General features: G+C 45.5%; 11 protein-coding genes and 1 pseudogene. 5 read left to right on the forward strand and 7 right to left on the reverse strand.

Going from position 1 to position 14,470, the window contains the following annotated elements; all coding sequences use genetic code 11:
• The first annotated feature begins 115 nt into the window (after positions 1 to 115).
• The 3 genes from AWU77_RS03710 (at position 116) to AWU77_RS03720 (ending at position 2,962) form a co-directional block, all read left to right on the forward strand.
• On the forward strand, positions 116 to 451 hold the full coding sequence (locus AWU77_RS03710; RefSeq protein ID WP_062059437.1) for a hypothetical protein: 336 nt from the start codon (positions 116 to 118) through the stop codon (positions 449 to 451).
• Between the two features lie 127 nt (positions 452 to 578).
• On the forward strand, positions 579 to 1,736 hold the full coding sequence (locus AWU77_RS03715; protein WP_062059439.1) for a hypothetical protein: 1,158 nt from the start codon (positions 579 to 581) through the stop codon (positions 1,734 to 1,736).
• Positions 1,737 to 1,765: 29 nt separating this feature from the next.
• Positions 1,766 to 2,962 carry an LOG family protein gene (locus tag AWU77_RS03720; RefSeq protein ID WP_062059442.1) on the forward strand — a complete coding sequence of 399 codons (1,197 nt, stop codon included), beginning with the start codon at positions 1,766 to 1,768 and terminating at the stop codon, positions 2,960 to 2,962.
• A 24-nt stretch (positions 2,963 to 2,986) separates the two neighbouring features.
• Here AWU77_RS03720 and AWU77_RS03725 read toward each other — a convergent pair whose 3' ends face one another.
• The 5 genes from AWU77_RS03725 to AWU77_RS03750 all read right to left on the reverse strand — a co-directional run bounded on the left by AWU77_RS03725 (position 2,987) and on the right by AWU77_RS03750 (position 9,223).
• Complete coding sequence (locus AWU77_RS03725; RefSeq protein ID WP_202966619.1) at positions 2,987 to 4,186, reverse strand: IS5 family transposase; 1,200 nt, start codon at positions 4,184 to 4,186, stop codon at positions 2,987 to 2,989.
• Between the two features lie 456 nt (positions 4,187 to 4,642).
• Positions 4,643 to 5,791: a TniQ family protein gene (locus AWU77_RS20040; RefSeq protein WP_084618020.1), complete on the reverse strand. Its 1,149-nt coding sequence runs from the start codon at positions 5,789 to 5,791 to the stop codon at positions 4,643 to 4,645.
• Position 5,792: 1 nt separating this feature from the next.
• A complete protein-coding gene (locus AWU77_RS03740; protein ID WP_062059447.1) occupies positions 5,793 to 6,674 on the reverse strand; it encodes a TniB family NTP-binding protein in 882 nt (293 codons plus the stop codon).
• On the reverse strand, positions 6,667 to 8,568 hold the full coding sequence (locus tag AWU77_RS03745) for a Mu transposase C-terminal domain-containing protein (RefSeq protein ID WP_062059448.1): 1,902 nt from the start codon (positions 8,566 to 8,568) through the stop codon (positions 6,667 to 6,669). Before AWU77_RS03745 ends, AWU77_RS03740 begins: the two co-directional genes overlap by 8 nt.
• A 1-nt stretch (position 8,569) precedes the next feature.
• Complete coding sequence (locus AWU77_RS03750) at positions 8,570 to 9,223, reverse strand: heteromeric transposase endonuclease subunit TnsA (RefSeq protein ID WP_062059483.1); 654 nt, start codon at positions 9,221 to 9,223, stop codon at positions 8,570 to 8,572.
• Between the two features lie 53 nt (positions 9,224 to 9,276).
• On the opposite strand from AWU77_RS03750, the pseudogene AWU77_RS03755 reads away from it, so the two are divergent.
• Positions 9,277 to 9,951, forward strand: a pseudogene (locus AWU77_RS03755) (ATP-binding protein); the annotation flags it as partial.
• A 1-nt stretch (position 9,952) separates the two neighbouring features.
• On the opposite strand, the gene AWU77_RS03760 reads toward AWU77_RS03755, so the two are convergent.
• Positions 9,953 to 11,668, reverse strand: a complete 1,716-nt coding sequence (locus tag AWU77_RS03760; protein WP_062059450.1) for a bifunctional diguanylate cyclase/phosphodiesterase — start codon at positions 11,666 to 11,668, stop codon at positions 9,953 to 9,955.
• 218 nt (positions 11,669 to 11,886) lie between these two features.
• On the opposite strand from AWU77_RS03760, the gene rep reads away from it, so the two are divergent.
• Positions 11,887 to 13,905 carry a DNA helicase Rep gene (gene rep, locus AWU77_RS03765; RefSeq protein ID WP_062059452.1) on the forward strand — a complete coding sequence of 673 codons (2,019 nt, stop codon included), beginning with the start codon at positions 11,887 to 11,889 and terminating at the stop codon, positions 13,903 to 13,905.
• Positions 13,906 to 13,968: 63 nt separating this feature from the next.
• Here the strand turns inward: rep and AWU77_RS03770 are convergent, their stop codons facing one another.
• Positions 13,969 to 14,370, reverse strand: coding sequence for a cytochrome c5 family protein (locus AWU77_RS03770; protein WP_062059454.1), 402 nt, complete (start codon positions 14,368 to 14,370; stop codon positions 13,969 to 13,971).
• Positions 14,371 to 14,470: the final 100 nt, after the last annotated feature.

Consider the following 14,470-nt stretch of genomic DNA (forward strand, 5'->3'; position numbering starts at 1 on the left):
ATTTTTTCACGCTTTGACAAACTGGATGTAATTTTTAAATTTTTCATCCAGTTTGCTTTGATCGCAGACACACTTATTTGTGTTAACAGACCCTAATGACTCGCCAGGTAATCTCATGATGAACAAATCACTGGATTCACGCGCCACATCCTCTCCCCCTCACACGAGAGAGCCACAAGTTAACACTGGCAGTGTGTTTGATGTTGCCGGAAGGCTTCCTCAGGCAAAACAACTAAAGGTGTTAAGTAGTAATTTTTTTGCTCGTAATGTACAAGCCAATATTCAGCGCGTTAAAGATAGTCGGCGCCCCCTAAGATTAAGACTCCGCAACATCTGCTCTGTCGTAATAATTGATAATCAAACCTATGAAGAACTGCTGAATGTAAGAACTCAATTAATCAAACTGGTTGAGCGAATGGAGCATAACGACGAGGCTAATCCATCTAGTTAGTTTGACGAAATGTGCGCCGGTAGCTGCACTCGATATTAGTGTCTCGTTACGAAACAGTTATCACTTGCTCGTTAGGTTTAAACTCACGCTAAATACAGCTTTAACAACTCATTGCCAGTAAAAGGACATGCTTAATGAATTCAATATAGCTATTACTTTATTTTTTGCTTCCGCGCTTTCTGTAAAACCAATACATGCTGCCGAAATCGGCATCGCGTCATTCAACCTCGCTTGGGCTGGAACAGTCAATCAATTTAAAAAACACGTAGAAGTATGTACGGCAGTAAAATGGTGCGATGTTAGAAAAGACGCTGCTTGCCAATCAAAAGTTCTTAGTGCAGCGGGAGGAAAGGCACAAAGTATGATGGTAGCCCCTTGTAATGCTTATGGACTAACGGAAAAGAAGATCGAAAAGGGAGGGTTAAAGCTATACGATCAAAAGTTAGAGGGATTGATGAACATCATAGATGAACTGATAATAAAGCACCACATTGATGTTTTTGCATTTCAAGAAGTCAAGGATGAAGAAACTGTAAAAACTATATTTGGCAATCATCTTAAAGATTTTGATATATGTGTAGCTCCACATAATGCTTTTCAAACCGTCGCCTTTGCTTGGAAAAAATCGGCATCTTCCTCTACACCCGTATGTAAGACGGAATCGACTCTATCGATAAGCGAAATCACTGATTCCGAACGTCGCTTAAGACCTGGGCTTGAACTCACACTTAGTGTCAATGGAAAGAAAATAACCTTCCTGAATATTCATTTAAAATCGAGTTGTGCCAACTTTAAAGCGGGAGGGGGGTTTCCCGGCAGAAAGCTTACCGACGATGAACCCGCTTGCAAGTTGTTGAATCAGCAAGTTGCTCCCTTAGAAAATTGGATCGAGGTGGTGTCGAAACAGTCCCCAGACTTTCTGATTCTCGGAGACTTTAACCGTAAGATAGACGAAGAGGCGTCATCCCGCGTGACTACAGACGAAATTAGATCTGACGGTAGCGATCCCAGAGGCCCCAACCCCGCCGATGAAAACGGGCACGTAAAAACCGATCTATTATGGCAAGAAATTTCCGACGGGGATCCTGGACTTACACAAATCCCGTTATCCAAATTTGAAGGGTGTACTGGATTTAAGGGTCTGGATCATATCGTGCTCAGCGCATTTCTTTTTGAAAAACAATTACCATCGATAACATCGTCAAAAGTACCGGTTGTTACCCAACCCGCACAAATAATTAAAACAAGTGATCACTGCCCACAAATAGTTGAAATAAATATTTGATGGTTAATATTTCTCATAGGGAATCTCAAATGAAAATTAAAATTAAAATTCGTAATGAAGAAGATCTAAAAAAATGGTTCAAAAACATTAGCCCTGCAATATTTCAAAATATTGATCTGACAGCGTACACCTCTATCTTTGATTCAGAAAAACTTTATGGATGCTCCTTCCTCGGATGTCAAATGGATGTCGATCTGCTTAAAGCTGCTGCTGAAGCGGGCTGTATCATATTGCCACCCATCCCAGATGCACTTGAAGATGAAATTCCATTTGAACCTTATACGATTGCACTTTACACACCGCAAGAACTCTATGCTGGCTTTAATCCAAATGATCCCTCAACGCTCGACAATTACAAAGATCGAAAAATCTATTTAACTTTTAAGGATAAGGATGGGGTTGAAAAGAAAGTTGATGATGACGTCAAATTAATTCGAAGAATGCATGACGCCACGGTCAGTGAGGCGCTAAATAATCTAATAGCACCCATCAAAACAAAAATTGTAGCAATTATGGGAGGGCACGATGTGAGCAGAGCACATCAAAGTTATGCTGATACAGCTTATCTTGCTCTTGATCTTGCAAATGAAGGATACATAATTGCCACAGGTGGAGGCCCTGGACTAATGGAAGCAGCAAATTTAGGCGCCTATGCTGCTGGATTCACGAATCCAAAAGATTTAATTGCGGAAGTAATTGAAAAAATAAAAAACCATGATGCGGTTAATAATGACTACACACCATGGATGAAGTCTGGTTACGCCGCATGGGCAGAAATGGGGGCCCCTGAGCACCCCGAAAAGTCAATGAACATAGGTATTCCAACCTGGTTTTATGGGCATGAACCCCCTAATCTATTTGCAACTGACATTGCTAAATATTTTGAAAACAGTGTTCGGGAAGAGGGACTACTGGCAATCGCGCAAGGAGGTATAGTATTCATGCGCGGAAATGCTGGAACCGTGCAGGAAATCTTTCAAGATGCTTGCCAAAATTATTATGGGAACTATGATAAATTACGTAGCCCAATGGTACTGTTTGAAACTGACTATTGGAATCCTGCAGCGATGGATTTGGTGGACCGAAAAAATAAACGAAAGCAAGTTTATCCATTGTTGTACAAGCTGGCTTTTGAAAAAAATTTCGAAGATTACATCACCATTAGCGACTCAAACATTGATGTAATTAACTTCATTAAATCTCACCCTCCAAAGCTTCTTCAGTAATTAGTCGCCCCTGAAAAACCCAATTCACACAGATAACAGCGGCACTGGCCTGACCAGTGCCGCCATTAAATCATCAAACACACATTTCAACCGCCATAAATAACGGGCGTATAAAAATAGCCGCATCCACTTTTTGAAGTTAAACGCCGCTGCCGCCAACAGCACATTCATCTGGTCTCCCGCAAAACCCTTGAGATAATTGCGATTGAGTCGGTGATCTGATTTTAAGTGGCCAATGACCGGTTCAATGCCCGCACGCTTGCGGAAACGTTTGCGCATTAGCTCTTGTATTTCTTTGTCGGCTTCGCTGGTTTTGCTTTGTGGTCTGAGGATCCGGGTGTTATTGATTTTGTTTTTTCCTTTGTAACCTCGATCACATAAAGCAGCAGTAGGTTCACAGGCAGACAGTCGCTTTAATTGCGCCAGGACCGCTGGCAATGTGTGCCCATCATATTCATTTGATTCAAACGCTAATGCGCCAACGATGATTTTTGAATCGCGCGTGACGGTGATTGAAACCTTGGTGCCAAACTCATATTTTTTATGATCTTTACCTTTGCTCATGCAGTACACATGCGGTTCATGCAGGCTGTAAAGTTTTTGTTTATCCCCACGCTTTTGTTGCAATGCCCGGTGAAATTGGATAAAACGCTCGCGCAGTAACTCCACAACATTGGCCGGTAATTTTCGCTCAATTTCCCGCACCAAACGCCCTGCAATCGTTTTTAAACGCTTTATCGCCTTGCGGGCTTTAGCTCGATTCTTCGGGTGACCGGAAAAACGACATTCCAATTTTCTCTGCTTAATTTCTTTGGCATAAGTCCGCCGCAATTGAATGCCATTGGCTTTCGCTATTTTCAAACAATGCACAATGATTTTTCGATAGAGCTTTGCGTCGGTTGGAAAGGTAATGGCTTTTTCTTGTACGGTGGTATCGATGCACACTTCATCTTCTTTTGCCTTATCGCCATGAATGACGATAGAGGCAGCAAATATTTTCTCGATACCTGCTGTGCCGACACGCTGGCGAAAATAGATTAAATCCGATGGGTCACAAGGAAACGTCCACTGAAACTCCACTTCTCCGCAAAATGCCTGATAGTAGGGATTTTGAACCCAGAGCTGCACCACACGATCATCGCTCAGATTTTCCATGTGCTTCAAGTTACATAAGCCAACCATTAGCCGAATGGGTTTTGCCGGGCGCCCAGTGTGGGCATACAGCGGGCCAAACTCATGTAGTCTGGCAAAATAGTCTTAAACTAAATTGCCGGTAAATTACAAAATAGCTTTAAACAAAAGCTCAATATTGCCTCGCGAATGTCTCGGCAAGCGGCATAAACACTGGGTTTAGATTTATTTTGTCACTGTTTAAAACTATTTTGTCACACCACAACTCAGTGTCAAAATAGCTCCACGGAATGTGCTTGGCTAATTGCAGTAATGGGTGCTTGGGGTTGAGTTGATCAATTAAGTTGGGTGCGAGGAAGCTGAGTTGTTGGGTGTTCGGAGAATCTTGTTTCATAAAAAACCCACTCGATTTTCGACCAGTTTTAGTAGGGGGAACTGCTGAAACTGGTCGAAATTATTGCATGAATCGAGTGGTTATTTCATTAAAAACAAGGTGTTGTGGGTTTTTCAGGGGCGACTAATTAAAAAGGTAAAAAATTCCAAATGGAATTAATTTCTATTATTCCAATGTGAATTAAACGTTCTTGCAAAATCTCTACCAATTCCTAATACCTTCGCCACGGATGGTGCGCTGACAGGTATTCCTTTTGATTTAAGATAATCTACGACGGAATTTACTTCTTCAGGAGATGGAATGTAGTGGCGCTGATCAAGATATTGATTAAGCGGCTGTTGCAACCAAAATGGAAACTGTGCAACATCTTCTGCGAATCGTGATCGAGATAATTTAGACATTTTTAAAATGGTCACAAATCTGTGGGGCCAATCATGCATTAACCAGAAGCAGGCCATTAACAGGTTGAACCTCTCTCTTATTGTTAAGTATCCAAATTCAGGTGACCAATCCTTTTCTAAAGGCAGATTGAGCGGAACCGAAGCATTGATATTTTTTCTTAATTCGACACATGCTCTTTTATTTACGAGCATTAATAGCCCTCTTAATCCGTGAAAAAAAGCAAGTGGATGCGTCGTTGGAAAAGTCAGTGTGCGGCTCCAACTGTCGTTTTCAAACTGCTTTAGAGTATTCCTATATTCTTGAACTATTGACTCGGGTAATCGGGGTGGGTAAACAGGGGGAGTTTCAGATAAATTAAAGTAGCAATGGGAGCATAAGTGTAATTCGGATGAGCGTACATCCATATGCTTACCAATTCCCAATCGGTGGTACTCCACGATTGCTTTGCAATTAGGGCACTCATCGATTAAAAAGCATCTATGCTTTTCACATAACGTAAAAAAAGACGTGCGCCATTTTAATTTGTAATATGGAACTTCTTCTTTTAAGCAGAGCGGGCAACATTGCATTCCATTTCGATGGAGCCGATGATATATGCCCAATGGAACAATCCAACGAGCAACACCGTGAGTTCGTACATCTTCATACATATACCCGTCGTAATGTCGCAATGTCGTGGCTTCAATTTTAGTCGCAGAACAGCTTGAGCACTCAGACAGCAAATGAATAAGGTCAGCTGTCGCGCTTCTGTCAACATCCCGTGTCCAGATTGGATGTTTGCAACCAAGAAGTTTTGAATAAAAGGTGTGTAGATGGAAGCGGTTTTCCAATGCTAGCCGCACCATCCAGGAAGATAAAATCTCGCCTTTTTTTGGTTGGGGATGCAGTGGTAATAGCTTCATGTCAGGTAGCGCCGCGGCGATCAGACGGTGAAACAAATCCGCATTTATTGAGCGCGTCCACGGTTATCCACTCTTCTCCTTTCTTTAAAGCATATATTGCAGCTTCATTTATAAGCGCAGATATTTCACCAATTGTGCCCTCGCTCATTGCCAATATTTTATTGGCCAGACGAGGTGACGTAAGGCCTGATGGTTTTCTCAACGGCAGAATATATTCATACGAATCAAGGAGGCTTTCGAACTCTTCACCGTCTCTCCACAACGGCAGACGCTGAGGTTTAAGTCGATTTTGTAACTGGCTGTCGACGCTTACTGCATTAATTAAATTTTCTGTGCCGCCCCCAACAATTGACATGTTTAAGGTATTGCTGATGTATTTGATCGCATTCAACATTAATTGTTGTTTGCGAGATGACCCAGCCAGAATGTTGTGCAACTCATCAATCACAAGCACCCTAGTTTGGACTTTTTCCAAAACTTCACATGTTTTATCACGAAGGTCATCCACCGATGATTTGGGAACTGTTTCATATAATCGCTTAAGGATTGAGCTATAAAAAGCAGAGTCGCTCGGCCCTGGAGGCGCTTCAATGCCAATGACCGATGCGATAACTTTTTCACCACCATAATTCTGTGAAGGTGGATGATTTTTTAAAAACCGGTTTAGAAGTCGCGTTTTTCCATTATTAGTAGCTCCTACCACCATCATACTTGGCATCCGATCTATTTTTGGGTGGGTCAACAGATCATCCATTTTCTGTAAAATCTCATTTGCTTTTGAGTAACCAATCCAACGATCAGACTGAATATAAAAAATTTTCTTCTCGATAGACTTATCGAGTAATGGCCATAGGCTCTTCATTAGATGCGGATAATCACTCATCTGGCAGCGCCACCTCTATATTAGAAAAACGTCTGGATTTTTTGGGCGCTACCGGCTCATCAACCACTACAGTATCTGCCTCTTCCATAGGCGCAGCAGTTGGCGGTTTAGCATGAACATCCTTCCAGCCTTCACGTCTTTCCGACATCCGCCGCTTGCGCTTTTCAGTAGCACGTTGTTGTTTGGCAAGACGTGTTTTTTCGACAGCCTGCCGCTCCACGTTGCGCATTTTTTCAATTCCTTTGAAAATCATCTCCTCATTAACAACATTCAACGGATCCTCTCCTATTCTTTTTAATACGGCCTTCAGTTCCCATAGACTAATAGGAGGACGCGTATTATCTGCGTAAGGGATAGGCGTATAGGTTTTTGTGTCTGGATCCAGAAAATAAATTACACTAATATCTCTAGGATCTCGCACACAAATAAACTTTCTTGCTTTTTTGGTTTTTGGATCTATCGAACTAATCCATTTATTTAAAGGGGGCGCGTAATAAAAAATGTGATCTATTAGGATACCTTCACGTTGCACCGTTCTCCTCACGTAAGGAGTGAAATCGAGCTGAAATTTCGCCTCGTCCTCGATAGGTGCGGGAAGCCCAACGCCAGGTTGTTCCGTAGTGCCATGAACCAATTGAGTATAAAGTTTAATGGGAGGTATATCCGAAATACCTTTATGCCCCTTATGATGGTAGTAGTACACGAGAAATAATGTAAACCATAACTCCAACTCTTGGAGCGTCATACACGCGCGCCCTTCAGAGTCGTACTCCAACTTTTCCTTAACATTGGAGAAAGTTGTTCCAGGAAGGCTATGCATTTTTGACATGAACGTCCTGAAAGCGCGTTCGACATGGGGACCGTAATTGGGCATACCTTTCGGTCGGTGCTCTATGATTATATCGTGTTGGGCACATGCCCTCTTGAGCATATCCCCTCTAAATTCCCTCGCATTATCCATGTGAATTTTTTGCATTTTTCCATAAATGGGCCACTCAGCATCGATGTCACGCTTTGCTAGCCAGAGGTGTTTTTTGTTAACTGCATGAGAAATGCATAAACCTGCAGTCGACGCACTAGGATGATCAAGTGTCATGCAAAAGCCAGATACCATCTTAGTGCAGACCTCTAATGCCAGTGTTAAATATGGCCTTCCTATAGGTAACCGATGTACGCGGTCGACAATGATTACGTCCACTGGAGTATGGTCAATTTGAACTACTGCGTTTGGAAAATCTGCTCCAGGAAAGGATCCCGGTACCGCTTTTGTTTTTTCTCTTGCATGTTTCGCGTTGTATCGCTTCGTAAGAAGCTTTTCTTTTGCGATTTTTTTAACACGCGCATAAACCGTATTTTTATGCGGCGCGGTTAGCCCAAGTGATCTGCATTCCCTTTCAATTTCCTCATACAATTCCGTGACTGGCGGTCTCTCAGTATCTAGATAAATTTCCTCAATTTTTAATTGAATTACTTCTTCAACCTCTTTGCTGACCCGATTATCGCCTTTATCAGATCGTTCACTTCTCAACATGGAAGAAACAAGACCTTGCTCTTCGAACCGAGAAATCCATCGATAAATTGTGGTGATTGATTTTTTTGCCTTGAGGGCTACCGCTTTAACATCCGATGCCTGCCGATTGTGCATCTCAAGCAAAGGCTTAATTAACTCATATCGCTGTGTCGCAGTCCTCCAATCCCGCCCTTTTGCAAGCAAGTGGGGGGCATTCATATTTTTTTCAGTATGTGGGGCCATACTGAGATCTGCCACATGGGCGACGTCGGAAATTACATTATCAAGAGAGCGCACAATTGCTTCACTTAGACCGCGAATTTCCATCACGAAGTAGGGTTCATTACGCCAATAAACCAACTGGCCAGGACGTATAGTTTTCATTTCAGATAAATGCCCTCAACTTGGTGCGCATTGTCAGAGGAATCTCTAAATCGCAGTCAATTGCCTCAGTGGCGACCAAATGCCAAATTACTGGTATTAGCTCAGCTCTATTGCCCTTATCCTTGCAGAGCGCGCATAGCAGGAAGTCTGGATCGGCCTCACCGAGGTCGGAAAGGATCTGGAGAACCCATGTAGTTATGGGCTCTGGAAACTTACGCTCTAAGAAAGGAAACAAAAACTTAACGTTTGATAGGTAGGGGGTTCGGATTTCTCTTTCAGTAAAGACCTCGAATCGCCAGCCCTTAGCAAAGGCAAACTGCTTGGCAGCCCGGAACTTTGGTATTAGCTCACGCCAATTGGCTCTAAAATCCTCCCGGTATTTCACTTCGTACAAAACCGGCAACAATGAAAACTCAGGTTTAAATTCAATTAGACCGTCGGGATAACATTCACCCTTTGAACCATCGGATTTAACAAACTCCACACGCACTGGTTGGGGATAGACTGTGAGGACTTCCGGATCAAAGCGAAGGATTTCCATTAGATCCCGCTCCAATGTTGATTCATATGCCCCAATACCTGGCACAGTGCCGGTGACACTTCTGGAGTTCATTCGGATAGTACGAACGGGAGGATACTTGGAATTGCTGTTCATTTTCAAATACCGCTGTAATTTAACCAATATTATCATTTAAACATAGGTTTTACATTGGCGGTGGCAGCAATCCCAAACCGGGGGAGATTTCACTGTCCCACGCCGGTGTGCTTTTTCTCGACGAATTGCCCGAGTTCCCGCGCAAAGTACTCGAGGTACTGCGTGAACCGCTCGAAAGTGGCGAGGTACGCATCTCACGCGCGCGCAACCAAGCTTGTTTCCCCGCACGATTTCAGCTGGTGGCCGCGATGAACCCCTGCCCTTGCGGCTATCACGGCAGCGACGCCAATCGCTGCCGCTGCACGCCCGATCAAGTTAGACGCTACCGCGACAAGATATCCGGCCCCCTGCTCGATCGCATCGATATGCACGTGCCAGTGAGAAGCCTGCGCCAAGGCGAGCTACAGAACAAAACGCTGGGGGACAGCAGCAGTGTCATTCGCGCGCGGGTGGAGCAGGCGCGTGCGCGGCAAATTGCGCGGCAGGGCAAAGCCAATCACCAATTGAGCGCCCCCGAATTAGAGCAGCACTGCGAACTAACGCTCGCGGACAAAGCGCTACTGGAGCAAGCAATTGAAAAATTAGGATTGTCGACACGTGCTTATCATCGCGTACTGAAGTTGGCCCGCACCTTGGCCGATATGGCCGCCCGCGAACAGGTAAATACGGTAGATATTAGCGAGGCACTAAGTTATCGCACGCTGGATCGCCAGAGCAGCAACACTTAACTCAGTTCAGCATGAGATGCTGGTGTGCAGCCGACATCTGCAACCAGTCGATAATTTCTGCGTAGGATTTGGGTGCGGAAAAATAATAGCCCTGCATTAAATCGCAGCCCATTTCCTTCAGCCATTGTTTTTCTTCTTTGGTCTCCACACCTTCGGCAACCACTAGTTTGCCAAGATTGTGCGCGAGCGTGATCATGGCCGAAACTAGCCGTTTGTCGGTATGGCTGCGATTTAATTCCTGCAAAAAGCGTAAATCTATTTTTACCGTGCTGATGGGCAAGCGCTGTAAGTGCAACAGTGATGAGTTGCCTGCACCAAAACTGTCGAGTAAAAAATTAATCCCAAAAAAAGATAGTGGCCGCATGCACAGCGACACCAGCTCGATATTATCGGCAAACACAGTTTCGGTAATTTCAAATTCGATATCGCCTGGCTGAATATCATGGTCTGCAAAGATCCGCGCAACTTCATGCACCAAATTCTCATCTTTGAACTGGCGCATAGATAAATTAATCGCCATCATCAAAGGGCCATCCCAGAACTCTTGCAGCATTTTTAAATCGTTGCAGGCTTGGCGGATTACCCAATAGCCCAACGCAGTAATAATACCTGTCTCTTCGGCGGTAGCGATAAAATCGCTGGCATTGACTATGCCCACGCCGGGTTTATCCCAACGCAACAGGGCTTCAAGTGCAATCACCTTGCCGGTGGTAACATCTACTCGCGGAATATAATGCAGTAAAAATTGTTGTTTTTTTAGCGCCGCACGCAGATCAGATTCCAACAATAATTGACGGCGTACATCTTGATTCATCATCTCGGTAAAAAATCGGTAACTGCTGCCGCTCTCTTGCTTGGCCTTATACATTGCCATATCGGCATGTTTTAGCAGAGTGTCGGCATCGCGCCCCGCCTGCGGGTAAATGGCAATGCCAATGCTGCACCCCACGACTACTTCGTGGCCATTGATGTCGGCGGGCTGTTCGATTGCGCTAATCACTTTTTCGGCGATATGTGCAACATCGGTATTAATCGCAATTTTTTGCAGCAACAAAGTAAATTCATCACCACCCATACGCGCGACAGAATCGCTGCGGCGCAAACAGGCATTTAGTCGCTCGGCACAGATACGAATAATCGCATCGCCCGCATCGTGACCAAAATTATCATTCACCTCTTTAAAGCCATTGAGGTCGATAAACATCAAGGTAAAACTGGCGTTGTCGCGCTCTGCCAAATGAATTGCGTGCTCGAGGCGGTCGCGAAATAAAATACGATTGGGTACATCGGTAAGAGGGTCGTAATGTGCGAGGCGGGTGAGGTGTTGTTCGGTTTGTTTACGTTCGATGGCGTAGCGCAGAGTGCGCTCTAATAACAAATGATCGATCTGACCTTTAATTAAATAGTCGGCAGCACCGGCGCGAATCGCTTCGCGATCCACCTCAGTTTCCATTTCATCGGTCATTACTACAATCGGTGTCTGGCAGGCTTGCACGCGCGCGGCGTTTAATAGATCACGCGCATTGAAATCGCCCCAATAATAATCGAGCAATGCCACATCAAATTCTTGCGATAAAATTTTATTGAGCGCGAGATCCAGCTGATCGCACCAGACAAGTTCGTACTCAACATGGCGAATATGCGACAACACTTCAGCGATGAGCAAGTACTCGCCCTGCTCGCGATCAATAAATAAAATTTTTATTTTCTTGTCCATTGCTCTCTATCCCTTTCAAGCTCTCGTTTGGCACAAAACCCCGCACACAAATCAACACAATAGTAACAGTCACGTCGCGCAAACTAAACGCTTTACGATATAACAAATAACAGCTAGAACCCTTCCAATCTTGCCATGTGGTTATAGCAGTCAAGATCGACGTTGCATGCACAAGTGAGCTTGTTAGAATGCACCCCCTTCTGCTTAAGGCTGCCACTGTGACTCAACTCAATCCACGCCAAAAAGAAGCCGTGCTTTATATCGATGGCCCCTGTCTGGTACTGGCCGGTGCGGGCAGCGGCAAGACCAGCGTGATCACGCGCAAGATCGCCTATTTGATCGAGCAGTGCGATATGCCTGCCCGCCACATAGCGGCGCTCACTTTTACCAACAAAGCCGCACGCGAGATGAAAGAGCGCGCCAGTATATTAGTCAAAGGCAGCGCCTCCAAAGGCTTAACCGTATCCACCTTTCACAATCTCGGCCTCAACATCATTCGCCGCGAACACAAAAGCCTGGGGTTTAAACCCGGGTTTTCTATTTTTGATTCCGAGGACGCCCGTTCGCTGCTCAAAGAGCTAATGCTGAAAGAGGGCGACCTGGACAACGATCATTTGGATCTGGTGCAACACCAAATATCCAATTGGAAAAATGATCTGGTCAACCCGGCGCGCGCGCTGAGCATGGCACAAAGCCCTGCCGAACAGACCATCGCCCTTATTTACCAACGCTACAACCAAGCCTTGCGCGCTTATAACGCGGTGGATTTTGACGATTTAATTCTCATCCCTGTGGAGCTATTCCAAACTAATGCCGAGGTACTTGGCCGCTGGCAGCGCAAGATTCGCTACCTGCTGGTGGATGAGTATCAAGACACCAATTCCAGCCAATATTTACTGGTACAACTGATTGTAGGCGATCGCGGCGCACTCACCGTGGTAGGAGACGACGATCAATCCATTTACGCCTGGCGCGGTGCGCGGCCGGAAAATATGAGCCTGCTCAAGCAGGATTACCCCAGCTTGCGAGTGATCAAACTGGAGCAGAATTACCGCTCTACCAGCCGCATCCTGCGGGTGGCCAACCATCTTATCGCCAACAATCCCCACGAATTCGATAAGGCACTGTGGAGCGAGATGGGTCTGGGCGACCCGATCCGCGTGCTGCGCTGCAAAAATGAAGAGGCTGAAGCCGAACGCGTCGCCACCGAAATCATCACCCAGCGCCTACAAAAGCAATACAAGTTCCGCGATTTTGCCGTGCTCTATCGCGGCAACCATCAAGCGCGTTTACTGGAAATGAAACTCCAGCATCATCAAATTCCCTACAAAATCAGTGGTGGTTCTTCGTTTTTTGCCAAAACTGAAATCAAGGATGTAATGGCCTATTTGCGCCTGATTGTTAACCCGGACGATGACAATGCGTTTTTGCGCATTATCAACACCCCGCGTCGCCAGATCGGCACCAGCACCCTGGAAGCCTTGGGCGGTTACGCCAGCGAACGGGAGATCAGTTTATTTGCCGCCTTGGATGAGATGGGTTTACAAAGTCGCATTCCGGAAAAAAATCTGGAGCGTTTACAGCGTTTTGCGCACTGGATCAAACAGGTCACCCACAATTGTCGCAGTGAAAAACCCGTCGATGCCATCCGCGAGATGCTCAGCGATATAGACTACGAAGGTTGGCTGCACCAAAACTCGGCGAGCAGTAAAGCGGCCGAGAAGCGCATGGAGAACGTGTTTTATCTGGTCGAGTCGCTGCAGAAAAGTCTGGATAAAACCGCCAATGACGACGAGGAACAAGAGTCCCGCATTGAAGACGCCATCGCCAAACTGGTGCTGCGCGATTTAATGGAGCGACAGGAGGAAGAGGACTTGAGCGATCAGGTGCAATTGATGACGCTGCACGCATCCAAGGGTTTGGAGTTTCCCCATGTGTTTATGGTGGGCATGGAAGAGGATTTACTGCCCCATCGCAACAGCATTGAAGACAATAATATAGAAGAAGAAAGACGCCTGACTTATGTTGGCATCACCCGCGCCCAGCGCACCTTGTCGATGACACTGGCCGGAAAACGCAAACAGTTTGGCGAAATGAGCGAAACCACCCCCAGCCGCTTTTTAGATGAATTACCGAAGGAAGATGTGGAGTGGGAAGGGTTTGGTGAGCTTAGCCCGGAAAAGAATATCGCCAAAGGCGAAGAGACTCTCTCCAACCTGCTCAATTTGTTTGATTAAGCACCGCGCCAAAAACAACAAAGGCGGCACAGAGCCGCCTTGGTTGCATCAATATTTAAGTGGTTATTTACTGCCATCTACCATGTAATCCACCGCAGCTTTGATCTCATCATCAGAGCAAGCAGCACACATACCCTTGGGCGGCATAGAATTAAATCCACCAATCGCATGGGTGTAGAGTGTTTCTTTACCCTTGCTCGCACGTGGCGCCCAATCAGCGGCGGAACCAAACTTTGGCGCTCCCATTACACCCGCTGAATGGCAAGTGGTGCAAAAACTACCGTAAACGTCCTTACCGGATTTAGGGCCTGCAGCAACCGCCGGGGCAGGCGCCGCTGCACATTCATCACCTTGCATACAGGTGCTGCCCACTGGCGCAATACGCGACTGAACAGCTTCGTCATTGGCAACAGCAGTGCCGCTTACCAAGGCAGTCATTAACAAAATCCCAAACAGTTTTTTCATGTGACTCACGGCATTTTCCTCGTTGATATAAGGCCGCTGAAAACCTGCTTCAGCTTGCCCGTTGTAAATTCAGGCGATCTAATGATCTTTAGGGCGCGCA

The organism is Cellvibrio sp. OA-2007, from assembly GCF_000953825.1.
In the GTDB taxonomy this organism is placed as follows: domain Bacteria; phylum Pseudomonadota; class Gammaproteobacteria; order Pseudomonadales; family Cellvibrionaceae; genus Cellvibrio.